The sequence below is a fragment of the Burkholderia lata genome, assembly GCF_902499335.1.
Taxonomy (GTDB): Bacteria; Pseudomonadota; Gammaproteobacteria; order Burkholderiales; family Burkholderiaceae; genus Burkholderia; species Burkholderia lata_B.
Window position 1 is genome coordinate 73782 of sequence record NZ_CABVQK010000019.1, and the last position, 15844, is coordinate 89625.

Annotated in this window: 17 protein-coding genes; 11 read left to right on the top strand and 6 right to left on the bottom strand. The window is 64.8% G+C overall.

Going from position 1 to position 15844, the window contains the following annotated elements:
* Positions 1 to 8 precede the first annotated feature (8 nt).
* On the bottom strand, positions 9 to 308 hold the full coding sequence (locus BCO18175_RS35345) for an ArsR/SmtB family transcription factor (RefSeq protein ID WP_069250563.1): 300 nt from the start codon (positions 306 to 308) through the stop codon (positions 9 to 11).
* Between the two features lie 174 nt (positions 309 to 482).
* The gene (locus BCO18175_RS35350) at positions 483 to 1370 is read right to left on the bottom strand and encodes a LysR family transcriptional regulator (RefSeq protein WP_174987784.1); all 888 of its coding nucleotides are present in this window, start codon (positions 1368 to 1370) and stop codon (positions 483 to 485) included.
* A 130-nt stretch (positions 1371 to 1500) separates the two neighbouring features.
* Between BCO18175_RS35350 and BCO18175_RS35355 the strand changes: the two genes are divergently transcribed.
* The 4 genes from BCO18175_RS35355 to BCO18175_RS35370 all read left to right on the top strand — a co-directional run bounded on the left by BCO18175_RS35355 (position 1501) and on the right by BCO18175_RS35370 (position 5001).
* Positions 1501 to 2538 carry an aldo/keto reductase gene (locus tag BCO18175_RS35355; protein ID WP_174987787.1) on the top strand — a complete coding sequence of 346 codons (1038 nt, stop codon included), beginning with the start codon at positions 1501 to 1503 and terminating at the stop codon, positions 2536 to 2538.
* Between the two features lie 337 nt (positions 2539 to 2875).
* On the top strand, positions 2876 to 3178 hold the full coding sequence (locus BCO18175_RS35360) for an ArsR/SmtB family transcription factor (protein ID WP_174914313.1): 303 nt from the start codon (positions 2876 to 2878) through the stop codon (positions 3176 to 3178).
* 61 nt (positions 3179 to 3239) lie between these two features.
* Positions 3240 to 4241, top strand: coding sequence for a zinc-dependent alcohol dehydrogenase family protein (locus BCO18175_RS35365; protein WP_174987790.1), 1002 nt, complete (start codon positions 3240 to 3242; stop codon positions 4239 to 4241).
* Positions 4242 to 4524: 283 nt separating this feature from the next.
* The gene (locus tag BCO18175_RS35370) at positions 4525 to 5001 is read left to right on the top strand and encodes a GNAT family N-acetyltransferase (RefSeq protein ID WP_174987792.1); all 477 of its coding nucleotides are present in this window, start codon (positions 4525 to 4527) and stop codon (positions 4999 to 5001) included.
* A gap of 158 nt (positions 5002 to 5159) precedes the next feature.
* Here BCO18175_RS35370 and BCO18175_RS35375 read toward each other — a convergent pair whose 3' ends face one another.
* Positions 5160 to 5885 carry a class I SAM-dependent methyltransferase gene (locus tag BCO18175_RS35375; RefSeq protein WP_174987795.1) on the bottom strand — a complete coding sequence of 242 codons (726 nt, stop codon included), beginning with the start codon at positions 5883 to 5885 and terminating at the stop codon, positions 5160 to 5162.
* Positions 5886 to 6087: 202 nt separating this feature from the next.
* On the opposite strand from BCO18175_RS35375, the gene BCO18175_RS35380 reads away from it, so the two are divergent.
* The 3 genes from BCO18175_RS35380 (at position 6088) to BCO18175_RS35390 (ending at position 9054) form a co-directional block, all read left to right on the top strand.
* Positions 6088 to 7095 (top strand): hypothetical protein, encoded by a 1008-nt coding sequence (locus tag BCO18175_RS35380; RefSeq protein WP_174987797.1) that lies wholly within the window; start codon positions 6088 to 6090, stop codon positions 7093 to 7095.
* Between the two features lie 220 nt (positions 7096 to 7315).
* Positions 7316 to 7906: a DUF4410 domain-containing protein gene (locus tag BCO18175_RS35385; RefSeq protein ID WP_174987800.1), complete on the top strand. Its 591-nt coding sequence runs from the start codon at positions 7316 to 7318 to the stop codon at positions 7904 to 7906.
* Between the two features lie 338 nt (positions 7907 to 8244).
* Complete coding sequence (locus BCO18175_RS35390) at positions 8245 to 9054, top strand: TlpA disulfide reductase family protein (RefSeq protein ID WP_174987803.1); 810 nt, start codon at positions 8245 to 8247, stop codon at positions 9052 to 9054.
* A gap of 34 nt (positions 9055 to 9088) precedes the next feature.
* On the opposite strand, the gene BCO18175_RS35395 is transcribed toward BCO18175_RS35390, so the two are convergent.
* Positions 9089 to 10006, bottom strand: a complete 918-nt coding sequence (locus BCO18175_RS35395) for a LysR family transcriptional regulator (RefSeq protein ID WP_174987806.1) — start codon at positions 10004 to 10006, stop codon at positions 9089 to 9091.
* A gap of 110 nt (positions 10007 to 10116) precedes the next feature.
* On the opposite strand from BCO18175_RS35395, the gene BCO18175_RS35400 reads away from it, so the two are divergent.
* The 3 genes from BCO18175_RS35400 (at position 10117) to BCO18175_RS35410 (ending at position 11797) form a co-directional block, all read left to right on the top strand.
* Complete coding sequence (locus tag BCO18175_RS35400) at positions 10117 to 10716, top strand: NAD(P)H-dependent oxidoreductase (RefSeq protein ID WP_174987809.1); 600 nt, start codon at positions 10117 to 10119, stop codon at positions 10714 to 10716.
* A gap of 434 nt (positions 10717 to 11150) precedes the next feature.
* Positions 11151 to 11480: a SymE family type I addiction module toxin gene (locus tag BCO18175_RS35405; protein WP_174987812.1), complete on the top strand. Its 330-nt coding sequence runs from the start codon at positions 11151 to 11153 to the stop codon at positions 11478 to 11480.
* Positions 11477 to 11797, top strand: coding sequence for a helix-turn-helix domain-containing protein (locus BCO18175_RS35410; RefSeq protein WP_174987815.1), 321 nt, complete (start codon positions 11477 to 11479; stop codon positions 11795 to 11797). Before BCO18175_RS35405 ends, BCO18175_RS35410 begins: the two co-directional genes overlap by 4 nt.
* Before the next feature lie 168 nt (positions 11798 to 11965).
* Here the strand turns inward: BCO18175_RS35410 and BCO18175_RS35415 are convergent, their stop codons facing one another.
* Both BCO18175_RS35415 and leuA read right to left on the bottom strand, forming a co-directional pair.
* Positions 11966 to 12370 carry a peptide ABC transporter ATPase gene (locus tag BCO18175_RS35415; RefSeq protein WP_174987818.1) on the bottom strand — a complete coding sequence of 135 codons (405 nt, stop codon included), beginning with the start codon at positions 12368 to 12370 and terminating at the stop codon, positions 11966 to 11968.
* Between the two features lie 336 nt (positions 12371 to 12706).
* Positions 12707 to 14416: a 2-isopropylmalate synthase gene (gene leuA / locus BCO18175_RS35420; protein WP_174988079.1), complete on the bottom strand. Its 1710-nt coding sequence runs from the start codon at positions 14414 to 14416 to the stop codon at positions 12707 to 12709.
* Between the two features lie 947 nt (positions 14417 to 15363).
* Here leuA and BCO18175_RS35425 point away from each other — a divergent pair.
* A complete protein-coding gene (locus BCO18175_RS35425) occupies positions 15364 to 15753 on the top strand; it encodes a fucose-binding lectin II (RefSeq protein ID WP_011356523.1) in 390 nt (129 codons plus the stop codon).
* The last annotated feature ends 91 nt before the right edge of the window (positions 15754 to 15844 follow it).

Sequence of the window (15844 nt, forward strand, 5' to 3'; positions counted from 1 at the left end):
GGTGGGAGTCAGAGTTGCAAAAGATCGCGGCCGAGCTGCTGCAGCGCGCCGTCGATCCGCTTGTAGTACGTGAACTTGCCGGCGCGGGTCGCCTGCACGAGCCCGGCATCCGCGAGGATGCGCATGTGGCGCGTGGTCGTGGCCGGCGCGATGCCGAGCTTCTCGGTGATGTACGTGCAGCACACGCCGAGTTCGTCGAAATCGCCGTGCGGCTGCGGCGGGAAATGCTTGCGCGGCTGCTTGAGCCAGCGCATCACGGCCAGGCGGCTTTCATTGGCCAGTGCACTGATGCGGGTGACGTCGTCCATGGATTCGGGGTTCGTTTAACGTTTCGAATATTAGCTAAATGACGAAATGTGTGCAATCGATCGAGCGGCGGTTTCAGCGCGCGACGTCGCGTCGCGGATCATCACGCCGGTCTTCGATGCGATCGCGTCTGGACAGACGCTGCAACGCTCGACGGACCGCGTGAACCCTGCCCGTTACGCCCCGCCCAGCGCCTGCGCCAGCTTGTCGATCAGTGCGCGCACGCGCCGCGGCTGCACGGCGCTGCCCGGATAGACGATCTGCAAATCGACATCGCCCGGCGAGAACGCGCGCAGGACTTCGACGAGCGCGCCGGACGCCAGATCCTGCTCGACGTCGACCAGCGACTTCAGCGCGACGCCATGCCCCGCGACGCACCACGCGCGCACGAGCGCGCCGTCGTTGGCCACCCGCCGGCCGCGCACCGTCACGCGCCGGAGTTCGCCATCGATACTGAATGGCCATTCGGCATACAGGTCCGGCCCGAAGCGCATCACGATGCAGTGGTGTGCGGCGAGATCGTCCGGATGCCGCGGCGTGCCGTGCGCCGCGAGATACGCGGGCGACGCGCACACCACGCGCCGTGCACGGCCGAGCAAACGGCTGCGCAGCGAACTGTCGGCGAGCACGCCGCGGCGGATCGCGAAATCGAGCCCCTGCCCGACGACATCGACGTAACCGTCGCCGAGATGCAGATCGACCGTGACGCCCGGATGCTCGGCCAGGAACGCGTCGACGACGGGCACCACGCGCTCGCGGCCGAGATCGGCCGGCGCGCTCAGGCGCACCGGGCCCGACAGCGTCTGCATACCCAGCCGCACGCGGCTTTCCAGTTCGTCGGCTTCGGCCAGCAAGCGCCGCGCGCCGTCGACGAGCGTGCGGCCTTCGTCGGTCAGGCTGAGCGCGCGCGTCGTGCGCGTGAGCAGCGCCGCGCCGTAGTGGCGCTCGAGCGCCGTCAACCGTTCGGACACGGTGGCCGGCGACAGCCCGAATTCACGGCCCGCCGCGGCCAGCCCGCCCTTCTCCACGATGCGCAGGAACAGCGCGAGATTGTCGAGCAGCATTATTCGCCTCTTCCGAACGATATTTTCGAAGTCTGCCCAATTATCCGAAATATCCGCAAGCGATACAGTGTGGCAACACCTGGCCCCGCGGCCGCCCCTCGACACTTCGAGCACCCAAAGGAAACCCGCCATGGAATACCGCACCCTCGGCCGCTCCGGCCTCAAGGTTCCCGTCCTGAGCTTCGGCGCCGGCACGTTCGGCGGCACCGGCCCGCTGTTCAGCGCATGGGGCAATACGGGCGTCGACGAAGCGCGCCGCCTGATCGACATCTGCCTCGAAGCCGGCGTGAACCTGTTCGACACGGCCGACGTGTATTCGGACGGCGAATCCGAGCGCGTGCTCGGCGCCGCGATCAAGGGGCGTCGCGACCAGGTGCTGATCTCGACGAAGACGGGCCTGCCGACCGGCAGCGGCCCGAACGACGCGGGCACGTCGCGCGCGCGGCTGGTCCGCGCCGTCGACCACGCGCTGCGCCGCCTCGACACCGACTACATCGACCTGCTGCAACTCCACGCGTTCGACGCAAGCACGCCGGTCGAGGAAGTGATGTCGACGCTCGACGATCTCGTGCGCGCGGGCAAGCTGCGCTACATCGGCGTGTCGAACTTCGCCGGGTGGCAGATCATGAAATCGCTGGCGGTGGCCGATCAGCACGGCTGGTCGCGTTACGTGGCGAACCAGGTCTACTACTCGCTCGTCGGCCGCGACTACGAGTGGGATCTGATGCCGCTCGGCGCCGACCAGGGGCTCGGCGCGCTCGTCTGGAGCCCGCTCGGCTGGGGCCGGCTCACCGGCAAGATCCGGCGCAACGCGCCGCTGCCCGAAGGCAGCCGCCTGCATGAAACGGCCAGCTTCGGGCCGCCGGTCGACGACGCGCGCCTGTACGACGTGGTCGATGCGCTCGACGCGATCGCCGAGGAAACCGGCAAGACCGTGCCGCAGATCGCGCTGAACTGGCTGCTGCAGCGCCCGACGGTATCGTCGGTGATCATCGGCGCGCGCAACGAGGAACAGCTGCGGCAGAACCTCGGCGCGGTCGGCTGGGCACTGACCGACGCGCAGGTCGCGAAGCTCGACGCGGCGAGCGCGGTGGAAGCGCCGTATCCGTACTTCCCGTATCGCCGCCAGCAGGCGTTCGCGCAACTCAATCCGCCGCTGCGCGGGTAAGGGCGGCGGCCGGCAGAGCCGGTGGCCGCAGTCGTGCGGCCCTCCGCCGGCACACGCGTATCGCCGCGCCGAGCCGCACGACCTCCCCGGCCGGCGGCCAGTCATGACAACGGGCTCATGACGCATGCAAGCGCCGACCGTCAACCACCCATTGCGAATACGCATCGACCCATTGCAGCCGCCGCCGAAACCGCGGCGGACGAAGCATCCTGGACGGCCCCCTTTTCGAGGAAGGCTTGCGATTTTGAGCGCGGCGCCAGAACCGGGCCGGCTCTCTCCAGAACGGCGGCCAGCGCTCACATTGACATATCGGTAATTCTCGATATACTCGCTGCCCATGGAATTGCTCGACATCTTCAAAGCCCTCTCGAACCGGACACGCCTTGAAATCCTGCAGGGTTTGAAGGATCCCGTGAAGAACTTCCCTCCGCAGGATGAAGGGGATGTTCATACGGTGGGCGTCTGCGTCAGCAGTATTCAGGAAGGTGTCGGGCTGTCGCAGTCGACGGTGTCCGATTATCTTGCGACGCTGCAACGAGCAGGCCTGGTGGAAGTCAGGCGCATCGGCCAGTGGACCTACTACAAGCGCAACGAAGCAGCCATCAGCGCGCTGGCCAAGACCATCGGGAAAGACCTGTAATTTTTTGCCCCATGATATCGATAATTCCCGATATCCCTTTTTATCGAAATAAGGATCTGCAATGAAAGCGCTGTTGCTCAAGTCATTTGGCGGCCCGGAATCATTCGAACTGGGCGAAGTGTCCAAGCCGGTGCCGCACACGGGACAAGTGCTGGTCCGGGTACATGCGACGTCCATCAATCCGCTGGATTACCAGGTTCGGCGTGGCGACTATCCGGACCTGGTGCCACTTCCGGGCATTACCGGACATGACGTATCGGGCGTGGTCGAAGCCGTCGGGCCGGGTGTAACGGCCTTCTCGCCGGGAGACGAAGTCTGGTACACCCCGCAAATCTTCGACGGGCCCGGCAGTTATGCCGAGTACCACGTGGCTGCCGAAAGCATCGTCGGGAAGAAGCCTCCGTCGCTGAGCCACCTCGAGGCGGCAAGCCTGACCCTGGTTGGCGGGACGGCGTGGGAAGCCCTGGTCGTGCGTGCGGCGCTGCGCGTGGGGGAAAGCATTCTGGTACACGGCGGCGCGGGAGGCGTCGGCCATGTGGCGATCCAGCTCGCCAAAGCCATTGGTGCCAGGGTGTTCACGACCGTGCGCGAAGCAAACGTCGAGTTCGCCCGAAGCCTGGGTGCCGATGTGGTCATCGACTACGAAAAGGACGATTACGTCGATGCCGTCATGCGGGACACGGATGGCCGCGGCGTCGATGTCGTGTTCGACACCATCGGCGGCAACACCTTGTCGCGCAGCCCCGACGTGCTCGCGCAACTCGGCCGCATCGTCACGATCGTGGATATCGCGCAGCCGCAAAACCTCATTCAGGCCTGGGGCAAGAACGCGAGCTATCACTTCGTGTTCACGCGACAAAACCGCGGCAAGCTGGACGAGTTGAGTGCGTTGATTGCGCGCGGTCAGCTTCGCCCACACGTTGGCGCCGTCTATTCCCTTGCCGATATTCCGCTCGCCCATGCGCGGCTGGAAAGTCCCAACAACGGGGTTCGAGGAAAAATCGCGATTGCGGTCGAGCCGTCGGCTTATCCCGAACGTGTCGCCGGTGCTCAAGAGGCGTGATCTTTTTCTCGTATGTTGGCCGTAGCGAGTGGCGCGTGATTCGCGGTACGCCGCAAGCATCAGGGTTGCGCGGGGGCTGAACCGGTCAGCCCCAAGCGTAGCCGGCGCGATCACCGCGGGTTCTGACGGACCGTCGACATCGCGAGAATTGTGCGGATCGTGGCACCAAGAAACGCCGTCGTCATGGGCCTACCCATGGGGCCGCGAACTTCCTATCGTAGAGACCTGCGACGCGCCGGCCGGATCGGCGGCGCGCCCTCTTCTCCTCGACAGGTCCGCCGACATGAACGCCAACGACACCGGACTGACCGTACGCGCGGTCACGGAAGACGACTACGACCAGTGGCTGCCGCTATGGGACGGCTATAACCGCTTCTACGGCCGCTTCGACGACACGGCGCTGCCGCTGCGCATCACGCAGCTCACGTGGTCGCGCTTCTTCGACGTCTATGAACCCGTGCATGCGCTCGTCGCCGAGCGCGCCGGCCGGCTCGTCGGGCTCGTGCATTTCCTGTATCACCGCAGCACGACGCTCGCCGGGCCGACCTGCTATCTGCAGGACCTGTTCACACTCGACAGCGAACGCGGCAAGGGCGTGGGCCGCGCGCTGATCGAAGCCGTGTACGACACCGCGCGTGCGCATCGCGCCGAACGCGTGTACTGGCAGACACACGAAACGAATCACACGGCGATGCGGCTCTACGACACCGTCGCGGAAAAGCCGGGGGCCGTGCTCTACCGGAAGGATCTGTCGCGCTGAGCTGAATGGCGGAGCGTGGGCAAGCGCCATCTCGTGGATTGCCCCACCCGATTGAACGCCATGATCCCTTTCGGGAACAGCCGCTTCGGCAAACCTGGTAGCCCCGGGGATACAAGTTCATCCTATCGGTCGATTTTTGTGTCCTAGGGGCGACCAATTCAATCTACCGGCCGCGCCTTGACCCACAGAAACAGCGGCACGCGCGCCCACTGCTTCAACTGGTCCGTATCGGCCTGGTCGGGCGGCGGCTCGCGCAGCGACACGATCGCGAACCCGGCCGCTTCCAGTGCTTCCATGTACGCCTGCAGCGGCAGCGACCAGCCGGCGAAGTGCATCGACAGCCCATCGCGCGTTTCCACACCGTCGAAGTGCTCGCGCCCGAAATAGCTGCCCTGCAGCACGAACGGCGCATCGGGTTGCGGCCCCGCGAAGCCGCCGCGATCGCGGAACGGATGCACGAGCGAGATGAACAGCGTCCCGCCCGGCTTCAGCACGCGGCGCGCTTCGTTCAACGCGCGCTGCATGTCGTCGAGATCCATCAGCACGTTGTACGCCATCACGAGATCGAAGCTGGCCGCGTCGAACGGCAGCGACGCCGCATCGGCCAGCTCGTAGCGATGTGCCGAATCCGCATGACGCGCGGCATCGAGCATCGCGGGCACCACGTCGGTCGCGGTCACGTCGTAGCCGAGCGCCTTCAGCTCGCGGCTCACGCGGCCTTCGCCGCAGCCGATCTCCAGCGCGCGGCCGGTGTCGCGGCCGATATAGGCCGCGAGCCCCGCACGGTATTTCCAGAACGCATCGTGCCCCGGCTTGCCGGCCCAGCCGATCCATTGGTCGGCGACCTGTGTCCAGTGTTCGGTGATGGCTTTCGTGTCGGTCATGTACGCTCCCGCCCGGTGTGCGTCGTTGGCTCAGGATGCGCATGGTAAGCCGAAGCGTCGGCACGCGTGAGCGGGGCGCGCCGTGCTGCCGGTTTCCGTTTCCGGCGGCGACGTTCTACAGTGACATAAACAATCCGAACAATCCGCGCCGCCGCGCGTCGTCCCGGCATCGACGATGCGCACCCGATTCCGAGGAAATCCCATGCCGAGCATCCTGGCCGCGCCCGCCAATCTCCCCCCGAGCCCCGTCGCGTCGGAAACGCGCATGGTGCACGACGTAGCCACGCTGAAGCCGTCCGACTACCGTTCTGCGGACGGCGCGTCGTGGGTCATCTCCACCATCACGCCGGCCGCGGACAGCGGCACGAACGTGACCGGCACGACGTACTTCGACACCGCGAAAGGCCGGACCGTCCCGGTGCCCGACGCGCGACGCCGCTATGCGAATCGCGGCACGTGGCAGGTCATCGCGAGTTCGAGCCCTTCCGTGCCCGCCACCGGCCGCTACGACTGGCTGACGCTCGCCTGGCTGCCGATCAATCGTCGACCGCTGCCGCAAACGCCCGAGCACCTGTATTCGCCGTTCATTCGCGGCGGCACGATCGTGTATCGATGGAATCCGGCCGCGGAAGGCGGCGAGCAGTTCGGCAACGTGCGGATGATCTTTCCGGAATGGACACAGCAGGTGGCCGATGCGTTGCGGGCTGCTCCAGCAGCGTCGCCGGACGGAGCGAGCGCGTCGGCCGTATCGTCGGCACTCGATCGCCTGAAAGCGGACACGAATCCGATGACCGCCGTGCTCGACTTCAGCGATGCATTGCGCGATGAACCGGTCGAGCGAATCGTTGCGCGGCTGCCTGACTTGCTGCGGGTGAAGGATCTGCACGAACTGTCGGCGATCGTGTTCCTGTGCCTCGCCGGATCACGCGCCGACGACCGGCCGCGCTTCGCTGAAATGATCAACGGCGCGATCGCGTCGACCGACGACAGTGCGCGGCTGCTTGCGATTGCATATGGCGCATTCGCGGCCGGCCGGGCGCGGCCCTATCCGTTCAACGATGCGGGGCAGACGGCGCGTATCAATGACGTGTTCGGTGCGTTGAAGCGAAGGACTGTGGCGCTCAATGTGCCGGTTGCGGAAGGATCGCCTTGGTATGAGTTCTTCACCGCTTATCGGCTCGGCGGCGCAGTGTCCGGCAACGGACAGTGATCGTCCGCAGTAGTCAGCCCCGCGACTGCAAGGCCCGATCGCCAGCGCCCCAATCTCCCGCAACGCGGTCAACCGGCTTTTCATCCGCGTACAAGACCGCGATGGATAAATGCCGAATCGATTGTCGGTCTATTCGACCTTTTGAATCGAATCGTCCCGTGCTAGATTCCCGCCCGGCCACAGAGCCATCTCAAATAACCCGAACTAAAAAGACCAAATCATGAAATCTGTATTCCGTCATGCCGCTCTGGCATTGGTGACGATCGGCTTCCTGTCGGGCTGCGCCAGCAGCGTGACACGCGACGCCGGCAATCAGGCGGGGGCCATCGCAACTGCATCGACGCCCAAGTTCGGCACGAAGCCCGTGATCGTTCAAGTCACGCTCGACAATGCCGCCCAGGAAGCGCTGAAAGACAATCTGAAATTCAGCCCCGAAAACCTGAAAGCGAAAATCGAAAGCGCACTGGCCGCACGCAAGCTGCTGGCAACGGCTGGTTCGACCGATGCGATGCACCTGAACGTGGAAGTCACCGGCATTCGCGTGCGCTCGAGCTTCTCGGCAGTGATGTTCGGCTTCATGGCTGGCAACGATCATGTCGACGGCACGGTGACGCTCACCGACGCCGACAATCACCCGGTCGACCGCTTCAAGGTGTCGGCGTCGTATGCGCTCGGCGGTATCGCCGGCATCGACAGCCTGCGCATGGACTGGCTGTACGAGAAATTCACCGAGAAGACGCTCGCGACGCTCGATCCGGCGGCCGACGCGCAACAAGCGGACGCAGCGCAAGCCAAGTCGAAAAAGCTGTAATCGCCGCTACCCGACGGGCCACGCATTCGCGCCCCGTCGGGTATCAGACGCCGCGCTCGCCCTGCGATGACGAAGCGCGTATCGAGCGGGACGGCGTGGGTATCGCCGATGAACACTATTCCGCTGACCATCAGACCGGCCTGATTTGCAGCCTGCCTGCATGAAAATCACGGAGTCCTGAGCCTGCCTCCTCCGTCGAATCAGCAACGCGCCGTTACGTTCTCGACGGGAACCCCCATACGCGGCGACCTGTCGAATCGCCACACGACCGTCGCCGGCTTCGCCGCCGTGGCGGACAATCCCGTCTCCAGCCCCGCTCGATCACGTCCCGCCCTTTCATGCTGAGCATTGGTCCCTTTTCGATCCGCGTCGTCGCGGTAGCCGTCGCCGCGCTGCTCGCGTGGCTCGTCGCCCGTTTCATCCAGCGCCGCCCGCCTGACGGACATCACAAGACCGCATCGAGCCTGATCCTCGATTCGTTGCTGTTCGGCCTGCTCGCCGCGCGTATCGGCTACGTTGCGCAGTGGTGGCACGAATACGCCGCCGCGCCACGCTCGATCATCTCGCTCGGCGACGGCGGCTTCGACTGGCGCATCGGCCTCGCGGCCGGAATCGTGTTCGCGGGCTGGCGCCTGCGCCGCCTGCCCGCGCTGCGTCGCCCGGTGATGGCCGGCATGCTCGCGGGTGTTGCCGCATGGGGCATCGCGCAGGGCACGCTCGCCACGTTGCAGCACAGCGCGCCGCCGCTTGCCGCGTTGCAGATCGAAGCGCTCGATGCAACGCCAGTGCCGGTGCAACGCTTCGCGGGCAAACCCGTCGTCGTGAACCTGTGGGCCACGTGGTGCCCGCCGTGCCAGCGCGAAATGCCGATCCTCGCGCAAGCGCAGCAGGACCATCCGGGGATGACGGTGCTGATGGTCAACCAGGGCGAAGACGCGCAAGCGGTGCGCGCGTTCCTCGAACAGAAAGGGCTGCGGTTCGATCACGTGCTGCTCGATCGCACGCTGCACGCGATGAAAACCTACGGTTCGCGCGGGCTGCCGACGACGCTCTTCTTCGACGCGAAAGGCAACCTCGTCGAGTCGCACATGGGCGAGATCACCGCCGCGCGGCTGAAGGATGCCGTGGCGGACCGCTTCGGCCAGTAACGCGCATCTATCGAAAAACCGCGGCGGCGCTTCGTCACATCCGCGCCTCGACCACGGCCAGCCGGGCCGGCAGATGTTCCAGCAGCGCATCGACGGCGGCCCGGACTTTCAGCGGAAGATGCAGCGTATACGGCCACACCGCCTGGATCGGAAAGATCACGCCCGGTCGATCGGGCAGCAACTCCCGCAACGCGCCGCCGCGCAACGCGTCGCGCACCAGCCAGTACGGCAGCCACGCGACGCCCAGATCCGCGACGGCCGCATCCATCAGCGCGCTCAAGTCGTCGGACAGCAAACGAACGGCGGGCTGCAATTCCACGCGCTGGCCATCGACGACAACGCGCCAGCGATGCACCTGGCCGAAACGCGTATAGGCCAGCGCCTTGTGCCGTTCGAGTTCTTCATAGGTCGCGGGTTCGCCGCAGCGGCTCAGATACGCCGGCGATGCACAGAACGCCATCCGGTGCTCGCCCAGCGGACGCGCCACCAGGCCGCTGCTGTTCGGCAACGCGCCGACGCGCACCGCCAGATCGAAGCGCTCTTCGACCAGGTCGACGGAACGATCGCTGAACGACAGGTCGAGATCGAGCTCGGGATGCGCCTTCGCCAGTTCGATCAGGATCGGCGCCACGCAAAGATGACCGAATAGCGTCGGCATCGACACGCGCAGGCGCCCCGTCATCTGCCATTTTCCGGTTTCCAGCAGCGCCTCGCCAGCCTGGATCTGCTCCATCGCGCGCAAACAATGGTCGTAGAACAACGCACCTTCGTCGGTCAGGCTCTGGCTGCGCGTCGTCCGCTGAAACAGCACGACGCCCAGCCGCTCCTCGAGGCGCGCGATGCTCTTGCCGACCGCAGACCGCGTGATGTGCAGCTTCTCCGCGGCCTGCGCGAAGCTGCTCGCTTCCGCCGCGGCGACGAAGACGTCGATGCCCTTCAGGTTGTTTCGCATGCGATTGGGGATAAATAGGCTACACAGTGCGTCGATCTTATCGCTTTTGGCGATAAAAAGTGGATGCTACGATCGATTCCAGTCCTCACATTCGTAACGGAGTACCCCGCATGGCCCGGATCCTCGCCCTCAAATCCAGCATCAACGGCAGCCAGTCGCAAACCGGTGCGCTGATCGACACGTTCCTGGCCGAGCGTCAGGCCAACGGCCATGCCGACGACGTGATCGTGCGCAATCTCGTCGACGCCGACCTGCCGATGCTCGACAGCGAGCTGTTTCACGCGCTGCGCGGCGCGGCCAATCCAAGCGAGCGCGCGCAACGTGCGATCGTGCTGTCCGACGAACTGATTGCCGAGCTCAAAGGCAGCGACCTGCTGCTGATCGGCGCGCCGATGTACAACCTCAACGTGCCGACCCAGTTGAAGAACTGGTTCGACCTCGTTGCACGCGCCCGCGTGACGTTCCGGTACACGGAGACCTATCCGGTGGGGCTCGTCGAAGGCATCAGCGCGATCGTGTTCAGTTCTCGCGGCGGTGTGCACGTCGGCCAGGAGACGGATGCGGTCACGCCGTACCTGCGTGCCGTGCTCGGCCTGATGGGTATCTCCGATGTGGAATTCGTCTATGCGGAAGGACTCGACATGAAGCCGCACGGCTTCGAGGCGGGGCTGGCGGACGCACGCCGGCAGATGGATGCGCTGCACGCGTGAGTCGTGGCCGGCGTGGCGGAAAGCACGGCGGCGTTCCCGCGCAAGGTCGGGCGTTACCTGCACGGTGCGAATGACATCCTCGCGCAACGTGCGGCTGTCGGATCGAAGCATTCGACCGACACGCTTTCTGACATATCCCCAATGAAGTGGTGATGCGTTCCGCCAGCGCAATCGCCGTGGAATCGTTGCGCAGCAAGCATGCAAGACATCGGTGGCGCCGTCGGTGTCGATGAAGACACGCCAGACCGGCACCTGACAACGATCGATCTCGGCTAGAGTGGTTGCACGTTTTCGCGGGGAATATCAGGTCATTTCGTCCTGCCAATCAAGTGACGGGACGCCGACCGAAATCCGCTGCGTAAACGAGCGCGGCCCGCTGGTGTTAGAGCACCAGCGGGCCGCTGACCACAACTCACTCATCATGGGAGTCAGTCATGGCTGACGCGAATCATAACGCACCGCTTCATTTCCACGACTGTTTCGTGCCCCCTCGAACGTCTTTTCAGACTCGCCGCATCGTTCCGCATCTCAGGCTCACCGACATGGCGCCGCCGGTCCTCCATCTGTGGATGAAGCTGTCCGGCCGCTGGATCGAGGCGGCAGGTTTCGAACCCGAGCAGCGCTTGCGGATCGAGGTGACGCACAAGCGGCTGGTGATCACGCCGATCGAAGACGGGCACTGCGACGATTCCGGGAAGGATGTCGATCGCGCAACAGGACTGCCGCGTCGGAAGTTTTCGGTGATCACGGGAGATGCGCAATGAATCGAAACGACTCGCGCCAACGCGGCGACACCTTGCCGGCTGACTTCGGCCTCGATGATGCGGGAGCCCTTTCGGCCAAGTCTGCGCTCGTACTGAAACTCAATGCTTTGATCGTCTCGCGCGGCCTGAGCGAAGACGAGGCTGCGGCGCTCACGGAGATGGCGCGGCCGGTCGTCACGCCCGAGCAACGCGAACGGCTCCGGAACGTTTCACTGGAACTGTTGATGCAGACGCTGGCGTCATTGGGCCAGCATGTGGAAATCGTGGTGCGGCCTGCGGGGCCGCCGCGTTCGGCAGGCATCACGGTGTCGGTCTGACTGCCGGCGGAATGAACGAAACGTAGCGTGTGTGGCGGCCTGGCCCGGCCGCCGCCGAAAGCCCGTCACAAACGAGCGGAAGCAACGTGCCGGCGCTCCACGATCATCCTCGATACACCGGCAACGTACTGATCGCCGCGGGTTTCAACGACGCCCTGGAACGGACGCTCAAGGCCGCGACAGCACCATCACGCGCCCCGACACGCGCTGCACCTTCAGCCATCCCGTATCTGCGGTGAACTGAAGCTGATACAACGGAAAATCGAAGTCCGCGCGCTGCGCGGCGCTGATCACCGAATCGGCGATCCAGCGGATCAGTTCCTTGCCTTCGTCGGTCGTCTGGTTGCCGTTCTGGACGCCATAGAAATAGCGGTTCCCGGCGTTGACCTCGTTCTGAATCTGCATCCAGTGCCCCCGCAGGCCCCCGGGCGTCCTGAACAGGTCGGCCACCCGCTGCGTGGTCAGGCCGCGCGCCCACAGTGCGCCGTTCGCGGCGGGCCGCGCCAGGTTGTGGCGGTCGGCTTCCTGGGCCTGCCCCTTGATGTCGCCTTTAAGAGAGTCGGGTTTCGTCATGACGCTTTCCTCGCGATGAGCCCGGCAATGGGCCGGTTGAATGGAGAAGGACCACGGAGCGCGTAGCAGCCCGAACTACGGGCGGTTCACCCCCCGACGTTCGCGGCCCCTACAAATGACATGCCGGCGACACGCGCCGGCATGACTTGGGAACGAGTCCGCACGATATCGACATCATGCGGACGGCCCGCTCGGGCCGCATGAACGATACGCTCATTGTGGAAAATCGTCGCCTGTCAGCAATGTCAGGCCTCGATATCAGCGTCTGTCCCCAACATCACGACGTCCAATACACGACCGCGCCGACCACCACCGGCGCGGCCCCACGCTCCCCGCTTACGCGACGGCCTTCACCGCCGGCTGCGCGCAAAAAAACGTCGCCTGCGCCGCTTCATCCGCACGCGCATACGCGCGGTTGATGCCGCTGATCACCGCGCGGATCGACGCGGTCGTCAGGTTCGCGTCGATGCCGACGCCGAACGCGCTTCCGCGCACGCCCGTGCCGGCCAGTTCCGCGATCGCGATCGCCTTCGCATCGGCGCCTTGCGACAACGCGCGTTCCTCGTAGTGCTGGATCCGCAGCGGCGTACGCAACGCGTGCATCAGCGCGTCGAGCGGGCCATTGCCTTCACCGCGCAGCACGCGGCGCTCGCCGTGCACGTCGGCGGTCAGCACGATCGTCTCGCGGCCGTCGCGCTCGGTCAGTTCATGGCCGACATAACGCAGCGGTGCATCGCCTTCCACGTATTCCTGCTGAAACAGCGACCAGATCTGCGCGCTCGTCACTTCGAGCCCGCTGTCATCGGTCAGGCGCTGCACGGCCGCGCTGAAGTCGACCTGCAGGCGGCGCGGCAGCGCGACACCGTAGCTCTGCTCGAGCAGGTACGCGATACCGCCCTTGCCGGACTGGCTGTTCACGCGAATGATCGAGTCGTACGTGCGGCCGACATCGCTCGGATCGATCGGCAGGTACGGCATTTCCCACACGGCATCGGGGCGCTGCACTGCGAAGCCCTTCTTGATCGCATCCTGGTGCGAGCCGGAGAACGCGGTGAACACCAGGTCGCCGACATACGGATGGCGCGGATGGATCGGCAACTGCGTGCATTCCTCGGCCGTGCGCGCGACTTCGTTGATCTGCGAGAAATCGAGGCCCGGATCGACGCCCTGCGAGTACAGGTTCAGCGCGAGCGTGACGAGATCGACGTTACCGGTGCGCTCGCCGTTGCCGAACAGGCAGCCCTCGATCCGGTCCGCGCCGGCCATCACCGCGAGCTCGGCCGCCGCAACCGCGGTGCCCCGGTCGTTGTGCGGATGCACGGACACGATCAGCGCATCGCGGCGTGCGAGGTTGCGGTGCATCCATTCGATCTGGTCCGCGTAGAAGTTCGGCGTGCCGACTTCGACGGTGGCCGGCAGGTTCACGATCGCTTTGTGCTCCGGCGTCGGCTGCCACACGTCGAACACGGCGTCGCAGACTTCCTTCGCGAAATCGAGCTCGGTCGCCGTGAAGGTTTCCGGGCTGTATTGCAGCGTGAAATGCGTGTCGGTCGAGGCGTCGGCGAAGCGCTTGATCGTGCGCGCGGCGTTCACCGCGAGTTCCTTCACGCCATCGCGGTCGAGGCCGAACACGATCTTGCGAAATTCCGGCGCGGTCGCGTTGTACAGGTGCACGATCGCGCGCTTCGCGCCGCGCACCGCGTCGAAGGTGCGCTCGATCAGGTCGTCGCGCGCCTGCGTGAGCACCTCGATCGTCACGTCGTCGGGAATGTGGCCGCCTTCGATCAGCTCACGCACGAAGTTGAAATCGGTCTCGGACGCCGACGGGAACGCGACCTCGATCTCCTTGAAGCCAATCGCGACCAGCATCTTGAACATCCGCATCTTGCGCGCCGCGTCCATCGGCTCGAACAGCGACTGGTTGCCGTCGCGCAGGTCGGTACTCATCCAGATCGGCGCCTGCGTGATCGTGCGCGTCGGCCACATGCGGTTCGGCAGGTTGACGGGCGTGAACGGTCGGTACTTCGTCGCGGGGTTCTTCAGCATCATGATGTTCGGTCCTCGGTCGGTTTGTCGGGAAACCGCCGCGCGCTGGCCATCAGTCGTGGTGGCAGGCTGCGCGCGCAGCGATGAAAACGGTAGAAAACGGCACAACGGCAAAGCGGTACGGCAAGCGACAGCCTTGGCGGTTGAGCGACCGGGACGGAGCGGAACGATTCGGAAGAAGGACGAACTCAGGCGCCGGTCGACAACCGGGGCCAGGTCGGTGATGCGGGGGAAATCTGGCGCTTCAGGAAAGAAGCAGATGGAAAGCGCGCAGCCGCAGACCCAGCCCGGAGAAACGGGCTAGTAGTCGTAGCGAGAAGAGGGGCTGGGCGGCTTGCATGGCCGAAATCAAATCACAGGGCGATGGGGGCTGTCAACGGGCTGAGCGCAAATGGCGCCGAATTTGATCGCTCAGAATCAGTCCTGTCCGATAGGCGGCGTACCGCCCCGTCGATATGCTTCATGGGTGCGGCGCCGGTGGGGCCCCTGTTCACGTTCGGAGTGAGTTGGTCTACGTACTCCGCCGGTTGCCGCACGCCCTTCCTGTTGCGATCGGGTTTCGGTGTGGGCGTTCGGTGGTGGCCGGTGGGCGCGGCCACGACCGAGATGTTGATGTTGAAACCAACGCTGCCATATGCGAACGCCGAGCGTCCGCGCCGAAGCCCGATTGCCCCCGCCTCCCGGCCCGCTCCGCCTGCGCAACCACGCATCATTCAGAAAAGCGACACGCACGCCGATATAATTTCCCGGATATATCGAAATAGCCTCAATTAAACACACTTCATTAAATCGATTAACCCCAGTTTTCGGTTTACTGAACAATAGCCATTCCCCTGACGAATATTTTCTTATTTATTTTTCGGCATGCTCGGTACGTCGCATTTCAAACTGCAAACGTTTGCGCGACAAAGCTTGAAGCCTTACCCATCATTCCTCAGGAGGAAAGCATGGCCGATTCTCAAACGTCTTCCAATCGCGCCGGCGAGTTTTCGATTCCGCCGAATACCGAATTCCGCGCGATTTTCTTCGCGAATGCCGCCGAGCAGCAACACATCAAGCTGTTTATCGGCGACAGCAAGGAACCCGCCGCATATCACAAGCTGACGACGCGCGACGGCACGCGTGAAGCGACGCTGAATTCCGGTAACGGCAAGATCCGCTTCGAGGTGTCGGTAAATGGCAAGCCGTCGGCCACCGATGCGCGCCTCGCGCCGATCAACGGCAAGAAATCGGACGGCTCGCCGTACACGGTCAACTTCGGGATCGTCGTGTCGGAAGACGGCCACGACAGCGACTACAACGACGGCATCGTCGTGCTCCAGTGGCCGATTGGCTGACCTGAGGCACGCCTGACGCGCACCTGACGACTCACCACCGCCGGCCGCCTCCGGGCCGGCCGGCGGTTGCGCGCCGCATTCAGCGGCACCT

Bases quoted from the DNA above. Each gene is read 5' to 3' on its own strand.
- BCO18175_RS35345 (WP_069250563.1), bottom strand. From the start codon at position 308: ATGGACGACGTCACCCGCATCAGTGCACTGGCCAATGAAAGCCGCCTG.
- BCO18175_RS35350 (WP_174987784.1), bottom strand. From the start codon at position 1,370: ATGCTGCTCGACAATCTCGCGCTGTTCCTGCGCATCGTGGAGAAGGGC.
- BCO18175_RS35410 (WP_174987815.1), top strand. From the start codon at position 11,477: ATGAATCGAAACGACTCGCGCCAACGCGGCGACACCTTGCCGGCTGAC.
- BCO18175_RS35425 (WP_011356523.1), top strand. From the start codon at position 15,364: ATGGCCGATTCTCAAACGTCTTCCAATCGCGCCGGCGAGTTTTCGATT.
- BCO18175_RS35405 (WP_174987812.1), top strand. From the start codon at position 11,151: ATGGCTGACGCGAATCATAACGCACCGCTTCATTTCCACGACTGTTTC.
- BCO18175_RS35380 (WP_174987797.1), top strand. From the start codon at position 6,088: ATGCCGAGCATCCTGGCCGCGCCCGCCAATCTCCCCCCGAGCCCCGTC.
- BCO18175_RS35395 (WP_174987806.1), bottom strand. From the start codon at position 10,006: ATGCGAAACAACCTGAAGGGCATCGACGTCTTCGTCGCCGCGGCGGAA.
- BCO18175_RS35355 (WP_174987787.1), top strand. From the start codon at position 1,501: ATGGAATACCGCACCCTCGGCCGCTCCGGCCTCAAGGTTCCCGTCCTG.
- BCO18175_RS35365 (WP_174987790.1), top strand. From the start codon at position 3,240: ATGAAAGCGCTGTTGCTCAAGTCATTTGGCGGCCCGGAATCATTCGAA.
- leuA (WP_174988079.1), bottom strand. From the start codon at position 14,416: ATGCTGAAGAACCCCGCGACGAAGTACCGACCGTTCACGCCCGTCAAC.
- BCO18175_RS35360 (WP_174914313.1), top strand. From the start codon at position 2,876: ATGGAATTGCTCGACATCTTCAAAGCCCTCTCGAACCGGACACGCCTT.
- BCO18175_RS35375 (WP_174987795.1), bottom strand. From the start codon at position 5,885: ATGACCGACACGAAAGCCATCACCGAACACTGGACACAGGTCGCCGAC.
- BCO18175_RS35390 (WP_174987803.1), top strand. From the start codon at position 8,245: ATGCTGAGCATTGGTCCCTTTTCGATCCGCGTCGTCGCGGTAGCCGTC.
- BCO18175_RS35370 (WP_174987792.1), top strand. From the start codon at position 4,525: ATGAACGCCAACGACACCGGACTGACCGTACGCGCGGTCACGGAAGAC.
- BCO18175_RS35385 (WP_174987800.1), top strand. From the start codon at position 7,316: ATGAAATCTGTATTCCGTCATGCCGCTCTGGCATTGGTGACGATCGGC.
- BCO18175_RS35415 (WP_174987818.1), bottom strand. From the start codon at position 12,370: ATGACGAAACCCGACTCTCTTAAAGGCGACATCAAGGGGCAGGCCCAG.
- BCO18175_RS35400 (WP_174987809.1), top strand. From the start codon at position 10,117: ATGGCCCGGATCCTCGCCCTCAAATCCAGCATCAACGGCAGCCAGTCG.